Raw genomic sequence first — 1044 nt, 5'->3', positions numbered from 1 at the left:
ATCAACGAGTTCCCGCTCTTCTCGTTCATCTGGGGCGACGTCCATGCCCATGTTGTCTCCATCTTCAACCAGGTGTTCCTGATCTTTTTGCTCCTCTACGCCTGGAAACGATGGGGGGCCCTCGGGAATACGGCAAAGATTGTCCTCATGGCGCTGATCGCAGTCAGTCTTGGCTCCATGCCGCTTATTAACACCTGGGACGTCCTCCTCTATGCCCCGCTGCTCCTGATCACGGCCGGCCTCATCGTCTGGAGACACCGGGCCTCGATTGATCGGCCCACATGGGCCTTTCTGCTGGCAATCCCGCCGGTTTCGATCCTCTTGTACCTGCCATTCTACCTGCAGCTGGTCACGCATACCGGGGCCGTCGCCCTTGTCACGAGACCTTCCGATCCATTGGAGTTCCTCTGGGTTAACGGGATCTTCATCGCGATCTTCATCGCTCTCCTCGTGCCGGATATCCGCAGGCGCCCGTGGCTCCTGCTTGCCTGCCTGCCTTTTGCCGTTTTTGGGTATGCTGCCGCCGCGATAGCGGTCATTCCCCTGGTATACTTACTGGCAAGGAGCAACCGTGACTTCACGGAGATTCTGGCCGCGTTCGGCCTTGCCATCCTTATCGCCTGCGAGCTCGTCTATTTGAAAGACAATATGGGCGACACGTTTTTCCGGATGAACACCGTCTTCAAGTGCTACCTGCCGGCATGGCTGATGCTCGGGACGGCTGCATTTGCCATGGTCGGCCGTCAGCTCCATACATCCGCCCGGGCACCTGCGCTATCGCCGAAGGCCTCGGCATGCCTGACCGTGATAATGCTCACGATCCTCTTCATCCTGCCCTTTTATGTCAATCCGCCGGTCAGCCACGGTTCCGGAACGCTCGACGGCCTTGCGTTCCTTGAATCGGAACACCCGGGGGATGCAGGGGCGATCGCCTGGCTCCGCACCCTGACCGGAAGCGAGATTATTGTCGAAGCCGAGAAGGGCGATTACTCCTATTACTCCCGTGTCTCTTCATTCCCGGGCATCCCTGCCATTATCGGCCAG

General features: G+C 58.7%; 1 protein-coding gene. It reads left to right on the top strand.

Going from position 1 to position 1044, the window contains the following annotated elements:
* Window positions 1–1044 (top strand): DUF2298 domain-containing protein (locus CW742_RS15040; RefSeq protein WP_292421811.1); only part of this gene is annotated, 1044 nt, incomplete at both ends.

The sequence above is a fragment of the Methanoregula sp. genome, from assembly GCF_002835825.1.
GTDB lineage: Archaea > Halobacteriota > Methanomicrobia > Methanomicrobiales > Methanospirillaceae > Methanoregula.
The sequence above is the reverse complement of the archived record's forward strand: the minus strand, read 5'-3'. Positions and strand labels throughout refer to the sequence as shown.